This is a genomic window from Alteripontixanthobacter muriae (assembly GCF_013336795.1).
In the GTDB taxonomy this organism is placed as follows: Bacteria; Pseudomonadota; Alphaproteobacteria; order Sphingomonadales; family Sphingomonadaceae; genus Pseudopontixanthobacter; species Pseudopontixanthobacter muriae.
Genome location: NZ_JAAFZT010000015.1, coordinates 121,745 through 141,439, shown reverse-complemented (window position 1 = coordinate 141,439; position 19,695 = coordinate 121,745). Strand labels below are relative to the sequence as shown.

Here is a 19,695-nt window from a genome sequence, read left to right as displayed (position 1 = left end):
TCACTCCGCCGGCAGCAGGGCGTCCTGGAATTCGCCTTCGTACTGCTTGATCAGCGCGCGGTCGTCGTGGTTCCAGGGATGGAAGCGCGGCATGAAATAGGCGCACCATTGCGGCACGATCCGGCGCATGAAGCCCGGTTTCCAGAACAGATAGGCGATGATCTTCGCCTTCCACTTCCAGCCGGTCAATCCGTCCTGCTCCAGCAGCCTGATCATGTCCTGGATACGATGGATTACGAAGCGCTGCGTCACGATCAGCATCAGCAGGCTCTTCACTCGCCAACGACGGAAACGGCTCCAGTCGCGGGTCGCATGCAGCCATGTGTCGTAGGCAACGCCCTTGTGCTCGACTTCTTCCGCCGAATGCCAGCGCCAGAGGTCGCCCAGCTCACCTTCGGCGCCCTGCAGATGAACAGGATCGGCCAGCAATTCATGGCCCAGCATCGCGGTGAAATGTTCCAGCGCCATCGTCGCGGCAAGGTTGACGTAAGCCGGGCGGCCCTTGGTCAGGGCCAGCATCTCCTCAACCCGGCGGTCGATGAAGGCGATGTCATAGCCGGAACGCTCCGCCTGCTTGTTGAAGACGATATGTTCGCGGGTGTGATTGATTTCCTGCTTCACGAATGCCCGGATTTCCGCCGCGAGGCGGGGCGGGGCGCCATCGCGGTTCGCTTTCACGGATTCAATAAAGAAGGCTTCGCCCCGGGGAAAAGTCGCTGAAAGCGCGTTGAACCAGGCTGTCGCAACGGGATCGCCATTGAGCCACCAGCGGCCCGTCTCGCCTTTTCGCGAAAAGCGGCGGTCACGGATGTTGAGTTCGAGATCGTCCGGAGTCGGAGATTTCCGGTGACCGTCCGTCGGCAAGGGCGCGAATGTGGCAGGTGCGTTCATGATCTTTCCAGAAGCTTGGTTGTCGCGTAAAAACTAAGCCTTACTTACATCAGTGTCAATAAGGGTCGTTGCAAAATCATCGCGTTGGAGTAAAGCGCAGAGACCTCCCCGAAAATCTGCGACGCAAGGAAGCACATGGCGACGCGAAAGCGCCTCTCCCCCGAAGAATCCCGCACTGCAGCGCTCGAGGCGGCTCGCGGTCTGCTGATCGAGACCGGGCCGCAGTCCGTTACCTTGAAGGCTGTTTCCGGCAGGGTCGGGCGCACGCACGCCAATCTCCTCCATCATTTCGGCTCTGCGTCGGGATTGCAGAAGGCACTGGCCCAGCATCTGGCGCAAACCGTGTGCGTGACCATTCGCGAAGCGGTGGAAGCGAGCCGCGCCGGCTTCGGCAGTCCGAGAGAAGTCGTCGACCTGACCTTCGATGCATTCGACCGCGAAGGCGCGGGCGCTCTCGCCAGCTGGATGATCCTGACCGGCAACGAGGATGCGCTCGATCCGATCGTGGAAACCATTCACACGCTGGTCGACGAACTGGCATCCGACGATGCCATCCCGCCGGAAGGCGCAGCGACCGTGCATGAACAGACGCTCACGCTTGTACTACTGGCGCTCGGCGATGCCTTGATGGGAAAGGCGCTGGCCAATTCCCTTGGTCTGCCTGTGGGTGCCGCGCGGGACCGGGCGGAACGGCTGCTAACGGAAGCTATGCCCGACGTTCTTGGCCTGCAAGCGCCGGGCTGAAGCATGCTGGTTCAGTTGCTGGCTGGCTCTTCCGGTTGCAGCCAGTCAGGCACGACCTGCGGCGGGATCGCATCCACCCGCAGATGGTCTACTGCCAGATCCAGAGAAGGGTACGCCAGCTTCTGCCTTTTCTCGTCCGACGAGGACAGAGGCACCACGATGATGCGGCGATTGACCTTCTGCCGCCAGTTCATGCGGGCGGTGTTTTCCTGCCCGATGTAGCATCCCTTGGAAAAGCTGACGCCGTTCAGTTCAGCGGCGTTAGCCTCGAGCCAGAGAATGTCGCCGATCTCTGCTTGCCCTTCCGCCACGCCGCAGGACAGGCGATGCTGCCTGTACGGTTCGGAAACATCGTTGTCCTCGCCAGCCAGTTCAGCGACCCAGCGAAAGCCGAGTTCCGGCAGCCGAGGGTCCGGTATGGCTCTGTCGTCCGGCTTGGCCGACCAGAATACACCCAGCGAGTCGTCACGCTCGATGGTCAGCTTGCGGCGAAGGCGGTAAAGCGTCAGCCGCTTCGCCAGATCGTCGGCGGCAGCTTCCTCGCAATCGATCAGAAGCGAATCATCGCCGCCCTGCCAGACGAAGAAGTCGAACAGCGTCTTTCCCTGCGCTGACAGCAAACCGGTCCATACCGGCAGGTTGCCCGCGACATCGTTCGTGACCAGCCCTTGCAGAAACGCAGCGGCATCTTCTTCGCTGTCTTGAGGGGTGATGCGAATAATCGCGCGGTCGAACAGTCTGCCGGATGTCATGTGTTGAACTTGGGCTTCCCCGGATGCGTTTCAAGTCGCCGCAGGTCTGGCGCATCGTGAGGAGCGACGGTAAGGCGAGGGCCATGAACCAGCAGCAGACCATCACCATTCGCCGCCCGGACGATTGGCACGTGCACCTTCGCGACGGGGCGATGATGCGAGGCGTGCTGGGTTACACGGCGCGGCAATTCGCCCGCGCGATAGTCATGCCCAATCTTTCGCCGCCGGTGACAGATGTTGCGGCAGCGGAATCCTATCGCGACAGCATCCTCGCGGCTTTGCCGGAAGCGAGTACATTTCGGCCGCTGATGACCTGCTATCTCACGGATGACAGCGATCCTGCCGAGGTTGCGCGCGGCTTTGCAGCAGGCGTCTTTACCGCAGCCAAGCTATATCCAGCCAATGCTACCACCAATTCCGCGCATGGCGTGACAGCTATCGCCAACATCATGCCGGTGCTCGAGTGCATGCAGCAGATCGGCATGCCGCTGCTGGTGCATGGCGAGGTGACCGACCACAATGTCGACATTTTCGACCGGGAGGCCGTGTTCATCGACCGGATCATGACGAAGCTGGTGCGCGACCTGCCGGGTCTGAAAGTCGTATTCGAACACATCACCACCAGAGAAGCTGCACAATTCGTGGCATCGTCCAGTTCCAACATCGCGGCGACGATCACGCCGCAGCATCTGCAAATCAATCGCAACGCATTCCTTGCAGGTGGGTTGCGGCCGCATTTCTACTGTCTGCCCGTCGCCAAACGTGAGGAGCACCGCCTCGCGCTTCGCAAGGCTGCGGTTTCGGGATCGCCCAAATACTTCCTCGGCACCGACAGTGCGCCGCATCCGCGCGGGGCCAAGGAGTCCTCCTGCGGTTGTGCCGGGATCTTCAACGCACCGCATGCGCTGGAAAGCTACGCCACCGTATTCGACGAGGAAAATGCGCTCGACCGGCTGGAGGCCTTCGCTTCCGAACACGGACCGCGGTTCTACGGCCTGCCGTTGAACGAAGGCACGGTCACGCTGGAGCGAGCCGAAGTGCAGGTGCCGGAGGTTATGGCGATCGCAGGTGGTGAGATTGTCCCGTATCATGCTGGCCAGACTATCGGCTGGCGCATGGTGGGTTGATGCCTACCGGCTGACCGCATTCGCTGGTCTGGCCGCTCTTTCGCGGCGGGACCACAGATCCCAGATGAAGATCGCGGCGGCGGTCCAGATCAGGATGAAGCACGCCAGTTGCACCAGCTTCAACTCCTCTTCGAACACCGTCAGCCCGAGTATGAATACGATGGTGGGCGCAAGAAACTGGATGAAGCCGAGGGTCGAATAACTCATCCGCCGCGCCGCTATGGCGAAAAGCAGCAGCGGAAATGCGGTGAGCGCTCCGCCTGCGGCGATCAGCACGGTCAGCGACAGCGAATCGTCGATGGCGGTCCCTTGCGCGCTGGCGGCGAACCACCAGGCAATGCCAGCGGCAGGTAGCAGGAGAATAGCAGATTCGATCGTGAGGCCGGGGAGGGACCCGACATCCACCTGTTTCCGCAGCAATCCATAGGTGCCGAAACTCAGCGCAAGTGTCAGGCTGATCCACAGGGTTGTAAGCGCGCCGCCCAGAAGCAGCGCGACCCCCGAAGCCGCCAGCGCCACTGCAACCCACTGCGCCCGCGACAGCTTCTCCTTGAGCAGGATGGTACCGAGCAGAACATTCACCAGTGGATTGATGTAATAGCCCAGGCTGGCGGCATAGACGTAGTTCTTCTGAATGGCCCAGACATAGACGAGCCAGTTCAAACCGACGAGCAGAGCACTGGCCGTCAGCGTGAGCATGACGCGCCTGTTCCGCAAGGCACGCAGCACGTCGGCTGCCTGCCGGCGGAAAGCGACGATGATCAGGCAGATCGGCAGGGTGAAGATGATACGCCAGCCGACGAATTCGACCGCCGGAACCGATCGCACCAGGATCAGGTAAAGCGGCAGGAAGCCCCAGATGACATAGGCACCCAGGGCTGCCCCGAGGCCGGAAGGTTGCGGCGTGGTCTCGGGCGTATCCATCGTCGCTGCGCCTAGGCTCAGGATGAACCTGGGGCAACCACAAAGCTGCGGAATGCGACCTGTCGCTTTCCGGAATTCAACTCGTCGCAAAATCGAGAAATTCTGCAGGCGTTGCTGATCGTTCAGGAAAGGCGCACTATTACTGAACGGGTCGAACAGGGGCGTCACTCACCCTCGTCAGCAAACGCCAGAATAAAGGATCGATCCGATGACCCTCTCCTCCATCAAGAAAACCGCTCTCGCCATCGCCATGACCGGCGCCCTGCCCGCGCTTGCCATGACCACGCCCGCGCAGGCCGCCGTTCCCTCGCATGCAGCGCCTGCTGCCCAGACCGCTGCCTATGGCGACCTGACCTTTGAACACGGTCGCAAGCGCGGTCATTACAAGCAGGACCGCCGCGATCGCTATGACGATTACCGCCGCAGCAACTATTCGCAGTATGATCGCTATGGCGAACCCGTGCGCCGCAATACCCGCGTTTGGGCAGGTAATGACGGACGCTACTACTGCCAGAAGGAAAACGGCACGACGGGCCTTCTGATCGGCGGCGCAGTCGGAGCTCTGGCCGGACGAGAGGTCGCCGGACGCGGTGACCGGACGCTAGGCGCGATCCTCGGTGCCGCAGGCGGTGCGCTGCTGGGCCGCGAAATCGACCGCAGCGACTCTCGCTGCCGCTAATCTGACCTGAAGTTTGCACTTCGGCTGCCATCGCCGGCGGCCAGGCACGGCACCCACCAGGCCGTGAAGAACGGCTCCCGTCACAAGCGGGGGCCGTTCTTGATCCCGGTAGCGGCAAGCCTGCTAATGTGCAGGTAAGGAGAGCGCTGTTTTCGATCCCTTTCGGGACAGGGCGCAAATTCGCCGCTCGTGCTGGGGACTCTGCGAAGTTGTTCGTGCAAGTCAGCCGAACCGAATACCCAGTTGCGGAGATTACCGATGGCCCGAAATGAAGTCGCCACACATAGCATGCGCGAAAGCAGGCGTTTTCGTTACGGCCTGGGCCTGGTAATTCCCATGGCCATGCTGGCGGGGTGCGGCAACGAGGATGATCCGGACGCCGGGGAGATGGATGACAGTGCCGTGATGGTGGACCCCGAAGTGGTGGGCGGGAATTCATCTTCTCTAGCATTGTCCGCAGAACAGCGCGCGCCGCAGCAGATTGCGGCGGCACGGCAGGAAGCCGCAGCGCTGGTCGGCGGTGCGGACCGGCTTAGCCCAGCGCCTCCGGCACAGGAATACGGAGCCCGCATTCCGGAGGATTCCGCGCTGACGGCGGCGGCGCGTAGCGCCGTCAAACCCGGCGGTGCCAATTGCGCCGAGAAGGTGGCCTATTCTTCGGCCTGGGCGGCCCGGCTCCCCGCCGCATTTCCGGTCTATCCTCGCGGCGCGACGCAGGAGGCTGCTGGCACAGACGAGGGCGCCTGCTCGCTCCGCGTCGTCAGCTTCCTGACACCGGTCTCGATCGACGACGTGCTGGCATTCTACGCGAGTCGGGCCCGGGCGAATGGCTATGGCGCGGAACAGATCCGGCAGGACGGCGATTCGATCCTTAGCGGAAACAAGGGTGCCGCTTCCTATGTGGTTTATGCCCGTCCGGCCGGGGAAGGCACGACCGAGGTCGATCTCGTCACCAGCGGCAGCTGATCGTGTGGGCGGCTAGCTGATTTCACTCCCGATCAGCCGTCGCGAAATCCCACGCCGATGCTGGCGCGCGGCTGGTCCATTTCGGTGCTGGCCACGGGATAGGCGCAGTAGTCGGCGGCGTAGAACGCTGCTGGCCGGTGATTGCCCGACAGTCCCACGCCTCCGAAAGGCTGCTTCGACGACGCGCCGTTCGTCGGGCGATTCCAGTTGACGATCCCGGCGCGGATGCCTGCCCAGAATCGGTTGTAATCCTGCGGCGTGCCGCCGATCAGCGAGGCCGAAAGACCGAAGCGCGTGTTGTTCGCCTCGGCGATGCCTTCATCGAAACTGTCGACCTTGATCACCTGAAGAAGCGGCCCGAACAGTTCGACGTCGGGGCGGTCCTCCAGCTTGGTCGTATCGATGATGGCCGGAGATACGAACGGCAGATCATCGTTGGGTCGCTTCATGTGCTTGATGGCCTTGCCGCCGTTCGAAAGCAGGTAGAGGAAGCTTTCGGTCAGCTGATCGGCTGCCTGATTGTCGATCACCGGGCCCATGAAAGGGGCAGGATCGGCAAAGGGCTCGCCGAAGATGATCCGATCCGCCAGCCGCTTCACCTCTTCGATGAGAGCATCGTACATGCTCGCCTTGACGATCAATCGCCGGGCGGCGGTGCAGCGCTGTCCTGCGGTGGTGAAAGCCGACTGGATGATGGTGACGGCGGCATCCTGGATCTTGGGAGTGTCCAGCACCAGAATGGCGTTGTTGCCGCCCATTTCCAGCGCTACGATCTTGCCGGGATTGGTCGCGAGCTTCTTGTTGATCGCGATACCTGCCTGCGCCGATCCGGTGAACAGTACACCGTCGATGTCACGGTGCGCGACCAGATCCTTGCCTTCCTGCGGCCCGCCCGTGAGCAATTGCACGGCGGCGGCAGGAACGCCGGCGCGGTGAAAGCAGCCGAGCAGGAACTCGCCCACCGCCGGTGTCTTCTCGCTCGGCTTGAAAATGACCGCGTTGCCTGCGATCAGGGCGGGCACGATGTGTCCGTTCGGCAGATGGGCAGGGAAGTTATAGGGGCCGAGTACCGCCATCACGCCATGCGGCTTGTGCCGAACCGCCGCCGATCCGCCGAGCGCGCTGTCCAGCTTCTTCTGCCCGGTGCGTTCGGCGTAAGAGGTAATCGAGATTTCGACCTTGGCGACTACCGCCTCGACCTCGGTGCGCGATTCCCACAAGGGCTTTCCCGTTTCGCGCGAGATCAGTTCGGCGAAGGCATCGTTCGCCTTTCGAACCTCGTTGGCGAAACGGCGCATCAATTCGATACGGGTCGCCAGCGGCTGAGCTGCCCAGGCGGGCCATGCCCGCCGCGCCCGATCCACCGTTTCGTCGACATTGCCTGCCGCTCTGCGCCACAATTCCTTGCCGGTCGCAGGTTCGTAAGAAATGATCTCGTTAGCAGTCAAAATGACCCTCAATCTTCAAATTCGTCAAACATCACACGTACCGCTCATGCGAGGTAAAGCGTGATGAACCGGACCGGCACCATGGCACGACATATGGGTGCATTACAGATATAATCCACTCGCGTTCAAGGTTGGCCGTTTTCTCTTTACGACCGTAGTACAGCGCCCAGGGCCCTGATGGCGTTGATCTTCTGAAAGAGTGGCTGCCAGTCGTCTCGCTCTGCGATCGGCGCCCAGAGCGCCTCGACTTCCTCGATATGCAGCGACGGCGGCTCTCCTTGCCAGAAACTCCCGTCGCTCGCACCGGGCAGAGTCTGATGGTCAACAAGCGCCTCCGCCAAGGCGCCTTCCGCATCGCGCCCGCCGCGATGGCGAAAGAAGAAAGCATCGGGCGAGATCTGCTCGGCGCGCATCTCCGCGACGCTCTGTTCCAGCAGATGCATGTCCGCCTCGGCACCGGCAGAACGAACACCCAGCCTCCAGCACCAGCGCCGCTGCATCGCTGCTTCGAACAGGGGAACGAAGCGGTCGAGTGCCGCGATCAGGGGCGGGGCTTCCGTAAGGAGACGCAGGGCGACGGCCAATTGCCCGCAGTTCCAGTGCATCGCTTCGGGCTGGCGGCCGAAGGCATAGAGTGACTGGTGATCGAAATAGGCGGCGGTGAAGCCCGGATCCCACTGCGGGGCAAAACGCCACGGCCCGTAGTCGAAGCTCTCGCCCGAGATGTTGATATTGTCGGTATTGAGCACGCCGTGAACGAAGCCAGCGACCATCCATGCGGCCGCAAGATCGGCACAGCGTTCCACCACCTGGTGCATCAGCACTATTGCGGGATCGCCGCGCCCCGGCGCATCGTCCGGCGGCTGAGAGCCGGGGAACTGTTCGAGGCAATAGGCGATCAGCGCCTCCATGTGCTCCGCCTCCTGCAGCGCGGCCAACCGCTGGAAGGTGCCGATTCTGATATGGCCGTGCGACAACCGCACCATTACGGCTGAGCGGGTGGGCGAGGGTTCGTCTCCGCGATGCAGTTCCTCGCCCGTTTCGACGACCGAGAAGGTCTTGCTGGTATCGACACCCAGCGCTTCGAGCATCTCCGTCGCCAAGATTTCGCGCACGGCACCTTTCAGCGTCAGGCGACCGTCTGCCGTGCGGCTATAGGGCGTGCGGCCCGATCCCTTGGTGCCGAGGTCCAGCAGCCTGCCTGCTGCGTCGCGGAGCTGCGCGTAGAGAAAACCGCGTCCGTCACCCAGTTCCGGATTATATGTGCGGAACTGGTGCCCGTGATATTTCAGCGCCAGAGGCTTCTGCAGATTGTCGTCCAGCGGCTCGAACCCGGCGAAATGCTTCGCCCATCCTGCATCGTCCATTCCGCCAAGCCCGACCGCATCGGCCCAGCGGTCGTTTCGGAAACGCACGATGTGCTTCGGGAAGCGGGCCGGTTCGACCGGGTCGCCCAGCCAGTCCGCCAGGCCAAGGATTTCAGGGGCAGGGCGATAGGGGGCGGGTTGCGGTTCGGTTCGCATCACGCGATAATGGGCATGCGCCGGCAGCATGGCAAGCCGGTGCGTCCTGTTCCTGTGGCCCTCAGGCGGGCCGGACTGCGGAAACGAATTGCGATCATGACGAACATCTTTGCCGACCGGTACTGGACCAGCGCCGACGGGCTCGAACTGCATTATCGCGATTACGGGAGCGAAGCGGCGGACGGCAGGCCGCCTGTCCTTTGCCTGCACGGGCTTACGCGAAACGCCCGCGATTTCGCCGACCTTGCAGAGCACCTGGCTCCCGAATGGCGGGTGATCGTCCCGGAAATGCGGGGGCGGGGGCAGAGCGCCTATGCCGATCTTTCGCACAGCTATGGCCCGGCCACCTATGTCGAGGATGTGACGGCCTTGCTGGATGAACTCGGGATCGATCGCTTCGTCTCCATCGGCACATCGCTCGGCGGTTTGATGACGATGATGATGGCGGCAGAGAACGCGGGCCGCATAGCGGGCGCGGTTCTGAACGATATCGGCCCTGAACTGGAGGAAGCGGGCCTCGCCCGCATCCGCGAATATGTCGGGCAGGGCCGCACCTACGCCACCTGGATGCATGCCGCCCGCGCGCTAGAGGAAGCGCACGGTTCCGCATTTCCCAACCATTCGACGCATGAATGGCTGGACATGGCGAAGCGCATCATGGTTCTCGGCCAGAACGGACGCATCAGCTATGATTACGACATGGCGATTGCAGAACCTTTCGCTGCAGACGAAGGTGCCGCGCCGCCCGATCTGTGGCCTGCCTATGAGGCTCTGGCAGGGCGGCCGCTGCTGATCCTGCGCGGTGCCCTGTCCGACCTCTTCGCCGACCGCACGCTCGCCAGAATGGTGGAGCGCAATCCCGATGCCGAAGCGGTGGTGGTTCCCGATGTCGGCCATGCCCCTCAGCTTGACGAGCCGGTGGCCCGTGCCGCCATCGACCGGCTGCTCGCGCGCATTTCATGATGCGGAAGGCCACGGGTAACGCGCGCAAATCGGTTCATGGCAAGGCCCGCAAGAGCGGTGCTGGTGGGACCACGACAAAGGCGAACGGATCGAAGCGCACTGCTTCAGCATCCGCCGCCGTTCCGCGCATCCTGCATCTGCATTCGACCTTCGCGGCCGGCGGCAAGGAGTTGCGCAGTGTGCAGCTTATCAACGCTTTCGGCGCGAGTGCAGCGCACACCATTGTCTCCGGCGTGCCCGAGAGGCGGGAAGCCGCCGGGCAGATTTCACCGCGCGTCACCGTCCGGATGCCGGATGATTTTCCCGCGCTGAAGGGCAGACCCACCCCCGGACGATTGCAGAAGCTTGCCCGCGCGATGGCGGGCTACGATCTGGTGCTCACCTATAATTGGGGCGCGATGGACGCGGTGATGGCGCATACGCTGTTCAGCGAGGCATTCGGCCTGCCGCCGCTCATCCACCATGAAGACGGGTTCAACGAAGATGAGCTTCGCAAACCCAAGAGGCTGCGAAACCTTTATCGGAAGATCGCCCTGGCACGATCGTCGGGCCTCGTTGTTCCGTCAGAGGTTCTCGAGGAAATCGCGCTCGAGGTCTGGGACCAGCCGATGGGCCGGGTCAAACGCATACCCAACGGCATCGATGTTTCCGCCTTTCGCAAGGTTCCGCGGCACGATGCGCTGCGCGGGGTGATCAAGCGCCCCGATGAGAAATGGGTGGGGACGCTGGCCGGTTTGCGAGCCATCAAGAACCTGCCGCGCCTCGTCCGCGCCTTTGCCGCGTTGCCTGAGGAATGGCAGCTTGTCGTCGTGGGCGAGGGGGATGAGCGCGAGGCGATTGCAGAGCAAGCGGATCGACTGAATGTGGGCCACCGGCTGCATATGCCAGGCTTCGTCGCCGAGCCTGCCCGCTACATCGGCCTGTTCGACATTTACGCCCTCTCTTCCGACAGCGAACAGTTCCCGATCTCTGTCGTGGAAGCGATGGCCGCAGGCCTGCCCGTCGCTGCCCCTGCCGTCGGCGACCTTCCTCACATGGTAGCCGAAGCAAATTTAGCGTTCATTGCGCCTGCAGGCGACGAGGAGGGCCTTGCTGTCTCTCTGGCGAAGCTTGCTGCCGATGCGAAACTACGCAGCAGCATTGGCGAAGCAAATCGCGAATTGGCAGCGAGCGAATATGATGCGGCGAAGATGATCGCTGCCTATCGCCGCCTCTACGGTTCCGCCATGGGCCGCGAAGACTGGTCCTGAAGGCGAGGCGGTGGGATGCTTCATCGCCTATTCAGCGCCCCGGCTCCATCGCAGCGTTTCACGCGTCAGGGGACATCCCTGCCGCTTTCGCTGCATGGCATTGCGATAAGCGCCGCCGGACCTTAAAGACCCGCAATTCATCCTAAACAGACGGAACAGACCGCGCGTGGCCCTTAGACCGAATAACTCCCTCACTCCCGCAGATCGCGCCGGACGGCAAAAGGCCGCACAGGACGACATGATGCTGCGCGAGGTGGACGATGCCGTGCGGCAGGACCAATATTCCCAATTCGCCCAGCGTTTCGGTATTCCGCTGATCATCCTGCTGGTGCTGGCACTGGCCGCATTCGCCGGCTGGCTCTACTGGCAGAACCGCCAGGAAGCCGCGATGGAGCAGCGTTCCGAAGCATTGATCGGCGCGCTCGATCAGGTCGAGGCTGGCAATCTCGACACAGGTGCCGAATTGCTGGATCCGCTGGCGAGCGGCGATGCCGCCGGTCCGCAGAGTGCCGCCCGGATGCTTCAGGCCGGTATTGCCCTGGAGCAGGGCAGGGCGGGGGATGCGGCGCAACTTTTCGCCGCTGTCGGCGCTGACGCGGAAGCGCCCGCGGCGCTCCGCAATCTTGCGACCATCCGCGAAGTGGCAACCCGTTTCGACAGCCTGCCGCCGCAGCAGGTCATCGAACGCCTTGAAAGCCTGGCCGTGCCGGGTAACCCGTTCTTCGGCAGTGCCGCCGAACTGGTCGCCATGGCGCATCTGGAGGCTGGCAACACGCAGCGTGCAGGCAATCTGTTTGCCGAAATCGCCAAGGCTGAGGATGTGCCGGATTCGCTGCGCTCACGCGCCCGGCAGATTGCTGGCCAGCTTGGCGTGGATGCGATCGTCGATGTCGAGGCGCTGCTGGAACAGCAGGGCGCAGGCGCGGCAGCGGCCGCTCAACAGGCTCCCCAAGCGGCTCAGTGAAGGCCTGCGATACAGGATCGATAATGAAAACGACATTTTCCAAGCATTTTTCGCGTTTCGCTCTTCTGGCCGGTGCTTCCGTCAGCCTTTCCGCCTGTTCCGGCGGATTGTTCGGCGGTGGCGACGGCCCGGCGACCACGCCGACAGTCGGCGAACGCACGCCGATCCTGTCCCGTATCGAGAGCGGCGCACAGGTCGATCCGGCACTTGCCAGTGTTGCCTTGGTTCTGCCGCCAGCACAGGCGAATACCGACTGGGCGCAGGCCGGGGGCACCGCCAGCAAGGCCTATGGCCATCTGGCGCTTGCGAACGATCCGACCATCGCATGGAAGACAGGCGTCGAAGGCAGCACCAACCGCCGACGTCTCGCCGCTGCGCCCGTGGTTGGTAACGGCAGGCTCTATGTCGTCGACACCAGCGGCGTGGTCCGGGCGTTTGACGCCGCAAGCGGCGCGCCTGTCTGGACATACAACATGGCCGTTGCCAGCAATCTTGAGGCGTCCGCTTTCGGAGGCGGTGCCAGCTATGCCGACGGGCGTGTCTATGCCACCAACGGTGTGGGTCAAGTTGTCGCGCTGAACGCCAGCACCGGCGAAGAGGTCTGGAAGGTCAAACCGGCGGGACCGCTGCGCGGTGCGCCGACGATTTCCTTCGGTTCGGTCTATGTGATGACGCAGGACAATCAGATCTACGCGCTCGACGCTGCGACCGGCGAGGAGCAGTGGCAGGAATCGGGTGCGGGAACGCAAGCCGGTGTGTTCGGTGTAGCTGCACCAGCAGCGGGGCAGGGGACTGTCATCGCTGGCTACAGCTCGGGTGAACTCGCCGCCTATCGTTACGAAAATGGGCGGGTTCTCTGGGCGGACGCCCTTGCGCGCACTTCCATTTCGACTCAGGTCGGATCTCTGACGGACATCGATGCGGACCCGATCATTCTGGACGGACGAGTCTATGCGCTGGGCCAGGGCGGTCGGATGGCAGCCTATGAACTGGTGACCGGGCAGCGAATCTGGGAACTGAACGTCGCAGGTATCTCGACTCCTGCGGTGGCGGGCGAATGGATCTTCACGCTGACCGACGATGCGCGCCTGCTTGCCATCGCCCGTTCCACCGGCAAGGTGCGCTGGATGACGCAATTGCCGCGTTATCGCGATGAAGAGGACCGCAAGGGCCAGATCTTCTGGACCGGTCCGGTTCTGGCGGGTGGACAGTTGTGGGTCGCCAATAGCGAAGGGCAGGTCTACCGCGTCAGTTCGGGTGAAGGAGCGGCAAGCCTGTTCAGGGAACTCGATGCGCCGGTATCGCTCGCGCCGATCGTCGCCAATCAGACGCTGTATATTCTGGACGACAGCGGCACGATCAGCGCGTTTCGCTGAAGGCTACGCTTACCATGCGCTTAACCCTTTACGGCTAAGGCGCAGGGCGTGAAAAGAAGTGCGCCATCCACCCTGCAGCGCCCGCCGAGCGATGTTTCGGCGGGCGTGGGTGTTGCAGGCTTGTGCGGTCTGCTGGCGTGGATCGCCTTCTGCCGCAACTATCCCGAAATTGCCGATGCACTGGCGCTGGCCGGTCCTCGGATGCGGATGGCGGGGCCGCATGCGGCACTGGCGGCACTGTTCTTCTCCGCCGTGCCCATGATCTTGTGGTCGGTGTTGATCGATAAGGTGCATCGTCGCCCATCGACCGGTATGGATTGGCAGGCAAGGCGCCCCTGGGGTGCCGGACTGTCTGTGTCCCTCACCAAGATATTCGGCCTTTGGGTAACATGGGCAATCATCGCCTGCTTCTACTGCCTCGCGCGTTGGTACTGGTCGGGGCAATATCTGTTCGCGATGGATGTGCTTGCGGCAGCAGCGGTGTTCATTGTTCCACTGTCGGTTCCTTATGTCTTGTGGGTCGACAGGGCGATGGCGCAGCCGCGAGACGGCGCCTGGCATTTCGGCCGCGCGGTGATGGGCGGAGCGGATGCGGACCGCTCCATGATTCTGCGGCACTGGCGCGCCTGGATCATCAAGGGGTTCTTTGGAGCCTTCATGCTGTCCATACTGCCCGCCGGTTTCGCGGCAGTGGTGAATGCGGACCTTTCAGGATTGGCGTCGAACCCTGTGGCGTTGTCGGTCCTGCTGTTCGAATTGCTGTTCGTGATAGACGTGCAGATCGGCACCGTCGGCTATCTTCTGACCCTGCGACCGCTGGATTCGCACATTCGTAGCGGCAATCCCTTTCTCGGCGGCTGGATCGCCGCGCTCATATGTTATCCGCCATTCGTGTTCGCCTTCATGGGGGCGAACGGGATGTTGGCCTACGAGGTCGACACGCCCGGCTGGGCATATTGGCTGGAGGGGAACACCGCTCTGCTATATGTGTGGGGCGCGGTTCTCGTTGCGCTTACGGCGCTTTATGCCTGGGCGACGGTGGCGTTCGGCATTCGCTTTTCCAACCTGACCTATCGCGGCGTGCTGACCAATGGCCCCTATCGCCTGACGCGGCACCCGGCCTATGTTTCAAAGAACCTGTTCTGGTGGCTGACGGTGCTACCTTTCCTCGTCAGCAGCGGGTCTACAGTCGATGCCGTTCGCAATAGCGTGTTCCTCGCCTGCGTGAGCGGCATCTATTACTGGCGCGCGCGAACGGAAGAGGCACATCTGCTGGCGGAAGACCCGAAATATCGCGAATATCACGCCTGGGCGGCGCAACATGCTCCGATCACGAGGCTTCTCGGCAGCATCGCCGGCCAATTCGGGCGATGGCTTCCCGAGAACAGGGCCGAGGCCTCAGCGACGCGCGAGAACCCGCAGAGCCGAATGCAGCACCCTGCGAAATGGTCAGAAGCTGTATTTGTAAACGCGGCTTATGTCGCCGTTCCACTCGCCGTGAAACTTGTCGAGCAACTGCTGCGCCGGTACTTTTCCGCTGGCCACGATCTCGTCCAGCGTTTCGAGGAAGCCGGTCTCGTTGTCACCGCTCGCGTTGAATCGTGCACGGGCGGTCAGCCCCTGCCGCGCAATGGCGAGCACGTCGCGGCCAAGATCCCGCAGCTTTCGTCCGCCCGGTATTTCTGCATCGAGCGCGAGCCGCGGCACGGCGTTCCGAAGATCCTCGCGCTCTGCCATCGTCCAGTCCTTCACCAGGTTCCAGGCAGCATCCAGAGCGGCAGGATCATAGAGCAGACCAACCCAGAAGGCGGGCAGGGCGCAGATCCTGCTCCAAGGCCCACCATCGGCCCCGCGCATTTCGAGAAAACTTTTCAGGCGCACTTCGGGGAAGGCGGTGGACAGGTGGTCCCACCAGTCGCTCTGGCGGGGCTTTTCACCCGGCAGGACGGCGAGTTTTCCATCGAGGAAGTCGCGGAAGGAATGGCCTGCCGCATCGATATAATTGCCGTCGCGGAATACGAAATACATCGGCACGTCGAGCATGTAATCGACCCAGCGTTCATAGCCGAAGCCGTCCTCGAACACGAAAGGCAGCATGCCCGTGCGGTGCGGGTCCGTGTCCGACCAGATGTGACTGCGATAGGAGAGATAGCCGTTGGGGCGCCCTTCGGTGAAAGGCGAATTGGCGAACAGCGCCGTGGCAAGCGGTTGCAGGGCTAGGCCGACGCGGAACTTCTTCACCATGTCCGCTTCGGATGCATAATCCAGATTGACCTGAATCGTGCAGGTTCGCAGCATCATGTCGAGGCCGAGCGTGCCCACGCGCGGCATGTGCCGTTTCATGATGTCGTAACGGCCTTTGGGCATCATCGGCAGTTCGGCGCGGGTCTTGTCGGGCCACATGCCGAGGCCGAGAAAACCGAGATCGCAGCGCTCGCCAATGGCCTTCACCTGTTCAAGATGCCGGCCCGTTTCCGCGCAGGTCTCATGCAGATTTTCCAGCGGCGCGCCCGACAGTTCGAGCTGACCTGCCGGTTCGAGGCTGACCGCGCCGTCCTCTCCTGTCAGCGCAATGATCTTGCCGCCTTCCTCGACCGGTCGCCAGCCGAATTCCTGCAGCGAGAGCAGCATGTCGCGAATGCCGCCGGGTTCGTCATAGCTGGGCGAGTGGTGGTCGGCGCGGTTGAATACAAGTTTTTCATGCTCGGTACCGATGCGCCAGTCGGCAGGCGCCTTCTCGCCCTTCTGCATCGGCGCGACCAGTTGGTCCCTGGTTTCGATGACCGGATCGTCGGCAGTAGAGGTTTCGCGCGTGCTCATGCGCGCGGCGTTAATCGTGCCGGGGGTGCGAGGGAAGCGCTAATTGCTCCAGTCGCCTGCCACGGCCATCCAGACGGCCATCGCCGCTATGGCGGCCGTTTCGCCGCGCAGGATACGCGGGCCGAGGGTTATGGCCCGCGCCTGCGGCACGGCGCGGATTGCCGCGCGTTCCGCATCGTCGAAGCCGCCTTCAGGGCCGATCAGCAAGGCGGCGGGCTTCGGCCCTTCCCTGGCACCAGCGGCGAAGCAGGCAGCAGCGGGTTCTCCGCCCTGTTCGTCGGCGAAATAGAGCAGCCGGTCTTCGGGCCATTCGCGCAGGATAGCGTCGAGCGTCACAGGCTCGGCAATCCGGGGCAGGGCCGTGCGCGCGCATTGTTCGGCGGCTTCGGTCACGATCGTCGTCGCGCGATCCAGGTTGAGACGGTCAGCAACGCAGCGGCGGGTGAGCATGGGGCGAATTTCCGCAACACCGATCTCCGTCGCTTTCTCGAGCACGAGATCGAACGCAGGCTTCTTCAGCAGTGCCGCATAGAGGCGAAAGTCCGGCATGGCTTCACGAGATCGCAGCAGGCGCTCGCATCGCAGAACCACCTCACGCTTGGTTGCCGCCATTACGGCGCTCGCCCATTCGCCGGTTACATCGTCGCACAGAATGACAGCATCGCCGGCAGCCGCGCGCATGACACGGGAGAGATAGTGCGCCTGATTGCCGGACAATGCGATCTCGGCCCCTTGCGACAGGGCAGATGAGACGAACAGGCGCGGCGCGCTTCGCGGGGGCCAGGCGGGTTTGGCAGGCATCGTCTTGCGATACCCGCGCAGACGGTTACGACGCAAGGTATGAAGCGAGACGAACCCTGCCCATGACCGATCAGGTCGTTCCCGACAGCGAACATCGCGGCCTGGTGGCGCGCCTGCCCCAGCCACTGCGCGATCTCGCCATGCTTGCGCGGTTTGATCGCCCGATTGGCTGGTGGCTGCTGTTCTGGCCCTGCGCGTGGGGGGTCTGGCTGACAGGCGCGGGGTTGCAACTGGAACTGCTGGCATGGTTGCTGCTGGGGGCGATCACCATGCGGGGTGCGGGTTGCGTCTATAACGATATCGTCGATGCAAAACTGGACGCGCAGGTCGCCCGCACCGCCAGCCGCCCGATTGCGAGTGGACGCGTCGGCAAGCGCGCGGCCTGGTCCTGGCTGCTGGTGCTGTGCCTGATCGGCCTTGTCGTTCTGCTGCAACTACGCTGGGAGGCGCAGCTGGTTGCCCTTGGCAGTCTGGTGCTGGTCGCGGCCTATCCCTTCATGAAGCGCATTACCTGGTGGCCGCAGGCCTGGCTTGGGCTGGTCTTTACCTGGGGGATGCTCGTCGGCTGGATGGCACTGCTCGACATGAGGTTGGATATCGTGCTGCCGATCTATGCCGGCGCGGTGCTTTGGGTAATCGGCTATGACACCATCTATGCATTGCAGGACCGGGAAGACGACGCGCTGGTCGGCATCCGGTCCAGCGCCTTGCGACTGGGGCGCAAGGTCAGAACGGGAGTCGCGCTGTTTTACGCTGGCGCCGCCGGGCTATGGGCGCTTGGCTTCTGGCTTTTGCGGCAGGATTTCTTTGCCATCCTGGCTCTCCTGCCGGTCGCGCTTCACCTCGCGTGGCAGGTGGTCACACTCGATGCCGGGGATCCGCACAATCCGCTTCAGCGATTCCGGTCGAATCGCTTTGCCGGCGCGCTGATGGCCGCAGCATGCTTCGTGGTCGGGAATGCCTGATGTGCAATCTCTACCGCATGACGAAGAACAGCGATGAAGTGGCAAAATGGTTCGACGTGAAGAATGCGGCCGTAGCGGCCAATCTCGCGGCCGAGATCTACCCCGGCTACCCTGGACTGGTCATCGCTGGCGGAACCTTGCGCAGCATGGTCTGGGGTTTTCCGCTGCAGGCGAAGGGGGCACGGGGTCAGCCGCTGAAGCCGAAGCCCGTCAACAACGCCCGCTCCGACAAGCTGGACGGTGCCTTCTGGCGGTCTAGCTTCGTGGAGCGCCGCTGCCTGATCGTGCTGAACGGCTGGGCCGAGGCTGAAGGGGAGAAAGGTGCCAAGACGCGGAGCTGGTTCTCCCTGCCAGGTGACGACTTGTTCACCGCGGCGGGAATCTGGCGCAGAAGCGCTGGATGGGGCGACGTCTATTCCATGGTGATGACGGGTTGCGCACAGCAATATGCCGATGTTCATGATCGGATGCCGGTTCTCATTGCTGAGGAGGATCGGCCTGTTTGGACCGATGCTCCGCCCGAAGATGCGTTCGCGCTCTGCCGCCCATGGGCAGGGCCGCTTGATCTGGAGCGTACGTCCGAGCCGTGGGCTGGCGGTGGATAAAAGGCTCGCAGCAGATTGACCGGCAACCGCTGAGTTGCATACCTCTCGCCTCATGAAGGACCTGTATTCAGCACTGGCCGATCCCACCCGCCGCCGTCTTCTCGACCGGCTTGGCGACGAGGGCGGGCTGACCCTGGCGCAGCTGTGCGAAGGGATGGGGATGACCCGGCAGGGCGTCGCCAAGCACCTCCGCGTGCTGGAGAGCGCCAATCTGGTCGCCTGCCGCAGGGAAGGACGGGTCAAGCGGCATTACCTCAACCCCGTACCGCTCAGCCAGATCGTCAATCGTTGGCTGCACAAGTTTGAAGATGTTCGCTTGCAGGAACTGGCGGGATTTCGCCCGCACGCATCGCAAGCCGAAGATTAGAATTCCGGGCCGAGGTCCGGGTCGAGATCGCGGGGCCGGGCGAAATGCGTCAGCCGCCCGCACCCGGGGGCAAGATCGGCCCAGTCGTCGATATCCAGCGTCAGCGCTGCGAAACTCGCCGTCGGGAACTTGGTGGCTGCTTCTCCGAACAGGTCGTTCTCCCGACTTGGCGGAACCATGGCGAAGAGCACCTCGTGCAGACCCGGATTGTGTCCGGCGAGCAGTACGGTCTCGGCATCGCCGGCATATTCCCGCAGAACTTCCAGCACCGTGTCCGAACTGGCGAGATACAGGCGCTTGTCGAACTGCGGTTCGAGATCGGGCAGGGCGTGGTGCAAGGTCTGCTTCACGCGCTGTGCCGGGCTGGCGAGCAGGCGGTCCCATTTTACGCCGTGCTTGCGGATATGCTGACCCATCAGCCGTGCGCCGCGGCAGCCGCGTTCGTTAAGCCCACGGTCGAAATCACGCGTCCCGCTATCGTCGAAACCACTCTTGGCGTGGCGCATCAGGCCGAGCATTTTCATCGTGGC

At 63.0% G+C, this 19,695-nt stretch carries 19 protein-coding genes and 1 pseudogene; 12 read left to right on the top strand and 8 right to left on the bottom strand.

The genetic code is table 11. From position 1 onward, the window contains the following. Entirely contained in the window at positions 1-891 is an 891-nt protein-coding gene (locus G7A66_RS05185; RefSeq protein WP_174294628.1) for a metal-dependent hydrolase, read from the bottom strand. A gap of 135 nt (positions 892-1,026) precedes the next feature. On the opposite strand from G7A66_RS05185, the gene G7A66_RS05180 reads away from it, so the two are divergent. Then, on the top strand, positions 1,027-1,635 hold the full coding sequence (locus G7A66_RS05180) for a TetR/AcrR family transcriptional regulator (protein WP_174294627.1): 609 nt from the start codon (positions 1,027-1,029) through the stop codon (positions 1,633-1,635). Positions 1,636-1,646: 11 nt separating this feature from the next. Here the strand turns inward: G7A66_RS05180 and ygfZ are convergent, their stop codons facing one another. Then, the gene (gene ygfZ / locus G7A66_RS05175; RefSeq protein WP_174294626.1) at positions 1,647-2,387 is read right to left on the bottom strand and encodes a CAF17-like 4Fe-4S cluster assembly/insertion protein YgfZ; all 741 of its coding nucleotides are present in this window, start codon (positions 2,385-2,387) and stop codon (positions 1,647-1,649) included. 83 nt (positions 2,388-2,470) lie between these two features. On the opposite strand from ygfZ, the gene pyrC reads away from it, so the two are divergent. Beyond that, positions 2,471-3,514 (top strand): dihydroorotase, encoded by a 1,044-nt coding sequence (pyrC, locus tag G7A66_RS05170; protein ID WP_174294625.1) that lies wholly within the window; start codon positions 2,471-2,473, stop codon positions 3,512-3,514. Positions 3,515-3,517: 3 nt separating this feature from the next. Here the strand turns inward: pyrC and rarD are convergent, their stop codons facing one another. Further along, complete coding sequence (gene rarD / locus G7A66_RS05165) at positions 3,518-4,438, bottom strand: EamA family transporter RarD (RefSeq protein WP_174294624.1); 921 nt, start codon at positions 4,436-4,438, stop codon at positions 3,518-3,520. Positions 4,439-4,646: 208 nt separating this feature from the next. On the opposite strand from rarD, the gene G7A66_RS05160 reads away from it, so the two are divergent. Continuing rightward, a complete protein-coding gene (locus G7A66_RS05160; RefSeq protein WP_232366654.1) occupies positions 4,647-5,117 on the top strand; it encodes a glycine zipper 2TM domain-containing protein in 471 nt (156 codons plus the stop codon). A 288-nt stretch (positions 5,118-5,405) separates the two neighbouring features. Continuing rightward, entirely contained in the window at positions 5,406-6,083 is a 678-nt protein-coding gene (locus G7A66_RS05155; RefSeq protein ID WP_174294623.1) for a hypothetical protein, read from the top strand. A gap of 32 nt (positions 6,084-6,115) precedes the next feature. Here G7A66_RS05155 and astD read toward each other — a convergent pair whose 3' ends face one another. Together astD and G7A66_RS05145 are read right to left on the bottom strand one after the other, a co-directional pair. Continuing rightward, on the bottom strand, positions 6,116-7,543 hold the full coding sequence (astD, locus tag G7A66_RS05150; RefSeq protein ID WP_408609240.1) for a succinylglutamate-semialdehyde dehydrogenase: 1,428 nt from the start codon (positions 7,541-7,543) through the stop codon (positions 6,116-6,118). Positions 7,544-7,677: 134 nt separating this feature from the next. Continuing rightward, entirely contained in the window at positions 7,678-9,054 is a 1,377-nt protein-coding gene (locus G7A66_RS05145; protein ID WP_174294622.1) for a protein adenylyltransferase SelO family protein, read from the bottom strand. Between the two features lie 96 nt (positions 9,055-9,150). Between G7A66_RS05145 and G7A66_RS05140 the strand changes: the two genes are divergently transcribed. The 5 genes and pseudogenes from G7A66_RS05140 to G7A66_RS14130 form a co-directional block, all read left to right on the top strand. Continuing rightward, complete coding sequence (locus G7A66_RS05140; RefSeq protein ID WP_174294621.1) at positions 9,151-10,017, top strand: alpha/beta fold hydrolase; 867 nt, start codon at positions 9,151-9,153, stop codon at positions 10,015-10,017. Beyond that, complete coding sequence (locus G7A66_RS05135) at positions 10,014-11,267, top strand: glycosyltransferase family 4 protein (protein WP_232366653.1); 1,254 nt, start codon at positions 10,014-10,016, stop codon at positions 11,265-11,267. The genes G7A66_RS05140 and G7A66_RS05135 overlap by 4 nt, the downstream gene beginning before the upstream one ends. Before the next feature lie 166 nt (positions 11,268-11,433). Further along, positions 11,434-12,231, top strand: coding sequence for a tetratricopeptide repeat protein (locus tag G7A66_RS05130; RefSeq protein WP_174294620.1), 798 nt, complete (start codon positions 11,434-11,436; stop codon positions 12,229-12,231). Between the two features lie 23 nt (positions 12,232-12,254). Continuing rightward, entirely contained in the window at positions 12,255-13,607 is a 1,353-nt protein-coding gene (locus G7A66_RS05125) for an outer membrane protein assembly factor BamB family protein (RefSeq protein ID WP_174294619.1), read from the top strand. A gap of 72 nt (positions 13,608-13,679) precedes the next feature. Further along, positions 13,680-14,969 (top strand): annotated as a pseudogene (locus tag G7A66_RS14130) (methyltransferase family protein); the annotation flags it as partial. An 87-nt stretch (positions 14,970-15,056) separates the two neighbouring features. Here G7A66_RS14130 and G7A66_RS05120 read toward each other — a convergent pair. Together G7A66_RS05120 and G7A66_RS05115 are read right to left on the bottom strand one after the other, a co-directional pair. Continuing rightward, positions 15,057-16,427 (bottom strand): glutamate--cysteine ligase, encoded by a 1,371-nt coding sequence (locus G7A66_RS05120; RefSeq protein WP_174294618.1) that lies wholly within the window; start codon positions 16,425-16,427, stop codon positions 15,057-15,059. A 39-nt stretch (positions 16,428-16,466) separates the two neighbouring features. Further along, positions 16,467-17,228, bottom strand: coding sequence for a 16S rRNA (uracil(1498)-N(3))-methyltransferase (locus G7A66_RS05115; RefSeq protein WP_174294617.1), 762 nt, complete (start codon positions 17,226-17,228; stop codon positions 16,467-16,469). A gap of 62 nt (positions 17,229-17,290) precedes the next feature. On the opposite strand from G7A66_RS05115, the gene ubiA reads away from it, so the two are divergent. Genes ubiA through G7A66_RS05100 form a run of 3 tightly spaced genes read left to right on the top strand, consistent with a single transcriptional unit; the run spans position 17,291 to position 19,165 of the window. Further along, complete coding sequence (ubiA, locus tag G7A66_RS05110; RefSeq protein ID WP_174294616.1) at positions 17,291-18,193, top strand: 4-hydroxybenzoate octaprenyltransferase; 903 nt, start codon at positions 17,291-17,293, stop codon at positions 18,191-18,193. Next, positions 18,193-18,798, top strand: coding sequence for an SOS response-associated peptidase (locus G7A66_RS05105; protein WP_174294615.1), 606 nt, complete (start codon positions 18,193-18,195; stop codon positions 18,796-18,798). Before ubiA ends, G7A66_RS05105 begins: the two co-directional genes overlap by 1 nt. A gap of 52 nt (positions 18,799-18,850) precedes the next feature. Next, complete coding sequence (locus tag G7A66_RS05100; RefSeq protein WP_174294614.1) at positions 18,851-19,165, top strand: ArsR/SmtB family transcription factor; 315 nt, start codon at positions 18,851-18,853, stop codon at positions 19,163-19,165. Here the strand turns inward: G7A66_RS05100 and G7A66_RS05095 are convergent. Further along, on the bottom strand, positions 19,162-19,689 hold the full coding sequence (locus tag G7A66_RS05095) for a SixA phosphatase family protein (RefSeq protein WP_174294613.1): 528 nt from the start codon (positions 19,687-19,689) through the stop codon (positions 19,162-19,164). The genes G7A66_RS05100 and G7A66_RS05095 overlap by 4 nt on opposite strands. Positions 19,690-19,695 lie beyond the last annotated feature (6 nt).